Source organism: bacterium (assembly GCA_037131655.1).
Taxonomy (GTDB): domain Bacteria; phylum Armatimonadota; class Fimbriimonadia; order Fimbriimonadales; family JBAXQP01; genus JBAXQP01.
The window spans coordinates 1-3906 of sequence record JBAXQP010000256.1; the positions used below are offsets into that span (position 1 = coordinate 1).

Consider the following 3906-nt stretch of genomic DNA (forward strand, 5'->3'; position numbering starts at 1 on the left):
ATATCGGCGTGATGATTGACGACCTCATCACTAAAGGCGTCGAAGACCCCTATCGCATGCTGACCGCGCGCGCTGAATACCGATTGAGTTTGCGCCACGATAACGCTGACCAGAGGCTTACCCCCATTTCGCATGAAATTGGTCTCTGCACCGAGAAGCGCTGGGAGCGTTATAAAGAAAAAACCCGTTTAACTGAGATTGAGCTTATTCGCCTGCGCACGCACCATGCAAGCGGCATACACAACCTGCAGTTATCTCATAGAGGTTCGGCAGCGCTCTCACAGAGGATTTCACTATTAGACTTACTACGGCGGCCGGAGATGAGCCATAAGAGCTTGTGCGAAATGTTCCCCCCTGAATCACCCGTCCGACTCGAAGTAGCCGAACAAGTTGAAATTATCGCTAAATATGAAGGCTATCTAGGCCGTCAACAAGCTCAAGTTGATCAACATCGAAAGCTCGAACACTGCCTAATCCCCGAAGAAATCGATTATCACTGCGTTCCCTCTTTATCCTATGAGAGCCGCGAAAAGTTTTCCCGCATACGCCCACGCTCGATTGGCCATGCCTCACGAATCCCCGGTGTGCGCCCTTCGGATATTGCAGTTTTATTGGTGTATATGAAGTCACTTGCAAGGCAACAGGCTAAATCCGAAGAGACCCTCTAACTCATCCCTCAATAACGCTGACACGACTCAAGCGAGTCGATATTATTGCTTTTGAATGCAGGAACGCATGCTTTTAGAGCCATTTGACAATAAAATCAGCATAAGTGGATCAGTCGAGCGTGTTTTGGCCCGATCTATGGAATACAACTTGAGGCAGAGTCTCGTAATTTTCACTGCCTCGGAGAGTAATACATGTGGGCTCAACAACGACAGGAGCAACAACTCGTTGTAAGGGTTGATCCGAAGCTGGTGCTGGCTAGTTCAATCTTACAAATGAACGCGCCTGAACTCGATCAAGCGCTCGAGCAGGAATTGGACGATAACCCCGCACTTGAAAGATTGGAAGACCCGGGATCAGCGGATAACGGACAACTTTATTCTTCGCCTGACCATGATTTGACCACTATAAGTTTTGATGATATGCAGACTTATCAAGAGCGTATTTATAATCCCAATGACGAAAACGATTGGACAAGCATGGTTGCTGCGCCCGTTCATCTGCACGATTATCTCCGCGAACAACTCTTGCCAATGCTTCCGAACGACCTGCATTCGATCGGAAATTATCTTATCGAAGCGGTTAACGAGCAAGGCTATCTGGAAATGGATGTTGAGGAAGTCGCGCTTATGCTTAGCGCAGATATGAACGAGGTTGAGAAAGCGCTGAAGTTCCTTCACATGTGCGAACCGGCAGGAATAGGAGCCAGGAATCTGCAGGAATGTTTGATTATTCAAGTCCGTCAAAACAGCCATACTCATTCGGCAATTGCAGAACGAATGCTGGTTGAAGCGTTCGAGCTTTTCACGAAACGAGGATGGAAACGGATAGCTCGAATGTTTGGGGTCGCTCCGGTAGTAATCGAACAGGTCGGTAAGTACATCTTAACTCTCAATCCTCACCCTGGTGATTCATTCCGCTGCGAATGGGAAGCTAATCCGGCGAGAACAGGCTCCAGCATTCGCCCTGATGTTATCATTCGTCGAACTGAACAAGCGTATGAAGTTGAAATAAGAGGGATTGACCCTGCCGGTTTATCGGTTAACCAACACTATCGCGATTCCTATAATCGGGCGAAAAGCGGAGCTATGAAATCGGCTAGCGCGCAAGACCGTGCCCACTTTGTTGAATATACGGAACGAGCGGTTAATTTTATCAATTCCTTGAAGCAGCGAAGACGAACACTGCGAAAAATCGTTCAATATTTGATGGAAACTCAGGAAGGCTTTATCGCTACCGGTTCCTATAGCTTTTTAAAATCAATGACTCGGCTTCAAATTAGCAAGGAACTCGAGATGCACGAATCGACGGTTTCACGAGCCACGATGCACAAGTTTGTGCAGCTTCCAAACGAAGAAGTGATTTCCTTCGATATCTTCTTTACGCCTAGTTTGAGAATTAAAAAGGCAATCGAACAGATTTTGGAAACTGAAGACCCAGCAAAACCGTTTAGTGATGAGAGGATCGCGCTGCTTCTTAAGGAGCAAGGTATCAATATTGCGCGAAGAACTATCAACAAGTATCGCGGACAGGATAAAATCCTATCATCACGTCACCGCAATAGCGCATAGTAAAAGATAGAAGTAGAATCGTTTTCATACCATATGCGCTAAGTTGTTTATAAAAGGAGCGAGGTAAAGGTGAAGCCACAGATAAAATTCGGCACTGAAGGTTGGCGAGGAGTTATCGCTGATGATTTTACAGTAGCAAACGTGCGATTAGTGACGCGAGCTATCGGCAATCATATCAAAACCACCAACCCGCCCGGCTCCGGAATTGTTATCGGTTTTGATTGCCGCTCTCAATCGGAAATATTTGCTGCCGCTGCGGCAGAAGTTTTAGTTTCACTTGGATTTCCTGTGACGGTCGCCGACAGGCCTACATCAAGCCCCGCCACCGTTTCTGCGATTGTCAGATACGGAATGCAAGGGGGAATTATCTTCACTGCCAGCCATAACCCCGGCGCTTTCCATGGAATTAAGTTCAAACCCTATTACGGCGGTTCGGCATTCAATGAGATTACCGATGAAATCGAAGACGAAATCGCGCCTCTTTTGCAGGATTATGAGCGTTGGGGAGATAGGCCGAAGGATATCGGAACCTGGAAGACTGAAGACCTCACTCCCGGCTATCTAAAGAGCATGGAAAGCCTAATTGACCTCAAAGCAATTCGGAATGCCGGTTTTAATATCGTTTTTGATGCGATGCATGGCGCAGGCGCAGGTTATCTCGGGTCAATTGTCGGGCCTGTAATAGCGATTCGTGAAGAACGAAATCCTCTTTTTGGCGGGATTAATCCAGAGCCAATTCCGAAGAATTTGGGGCTTTGTTTTGATGCGGTGAAGAGCCATCACGCTGATATCGGCATCGCGGTTGATGGCGATGCTGACCGTGTGGGCGCAGTTGATGAGATGGGTGAGTTCATGGACAGCCATCGAATCTATGCCATATTGCTCAAACATTTAGTTGAAAGACACGGCTGGCGCGGTTCGGTTGTCAAAACAGTTTCAACCTCACGAATGATAGATAAGCTTGCCGCTCACTATGGCCTGCCGGTTCATGTTACGCCCATCGGGTTCAAATATATCTGCCAATGGATGGTTGATGAAGAGGTGCTTATCGGCGGTGAGGAAAGCGGCGGTATCGGAATTCCCAAGCATCTTAAAGAACGCGATGGTATCTTCTCTGGGTTGCTGCTGCTTGAAGCGATGGCTCTGAGCGGTAAGACGGCAAGCGGTCTGGTCCGTGAGATTTTCGATATGGTAGGAGAACACTATTACAGCCGAGAAGACCTCCATTTCACCCGAGAAGAGATGCCTTTTGTCCAAGAATCGCTTAAAAAAATAAAACCGAAACGCATCGGGGATACAGTTGTACAACACATCGAGACAATGGACGGCACGCGTTTCGATTTCGAGAACGGATGGCTTTTATTACGAGCCTCAGGAACCGAGCCGGTAGTCCGCGTTTATTCTGAATCCACTGATCAATCCCAACCAACCAAATGGATAACCTCCGGCGAAGCGCTTATACGCGATGCGATCAGAAACGGCTAATGGGTATTTCTTATTTTCACTTCTTATGAAGAGGCGTAGCTTGCCCTGCCCTTTCGAAGGGCGCAGCAAGCTACGCCCCTACATAAGAATCCGTATCTCTAGGTAGGCTTCCTGAGCGTAGTCGAAGGGCGGATATGGTTACAGACAGGTTAAGAGGAGATTACCACGGGCACAAGGCATCCCT

Annotated in this window: 3 protein-coding genes; all 3 read left to right on the top strand. The window is 47.8% G+C overall.

All coding sequences use genetic code 11. The features are described from left to right. A partial coding sequence (locus WCO51_10700) for a tRNA uridine-5-carboxymethylaminomethyl(34) synthesis enzyme MnmG (GenBank protein MEI6513723.1) occupies positions 1-668 on the top strand: 668 nt, incomplete at its 5' end. A gap of 192 nt (positions 669-860) precedes the next feature. Further along, entirely contained in the window at positions 861-2237 is a 1377-nt protein-coding gene (gene rpoN / locus WCO51_10705) for an RNA polymerase factor sigma-54 (protein ID MEI6513724.1), read from the top strand. Between the two features lie 69 nt (positions 2238-2306). Continuing rightward, positions 2307-3722 carry a phosphoglucomutase/phosphomannomutase family protein gene (locus WCO51_10710; protein ID MEI6513725.1) on the top strand — a complete coding sequence of 472 codons (1416 nt, stop codon included), beginning with the start codon at positions 2307-2309 and terminating at the stop codon, positions 3720-3722. The last annotated feature ends 184 nt before the right edge of the window (positions 3723-3906 follow it).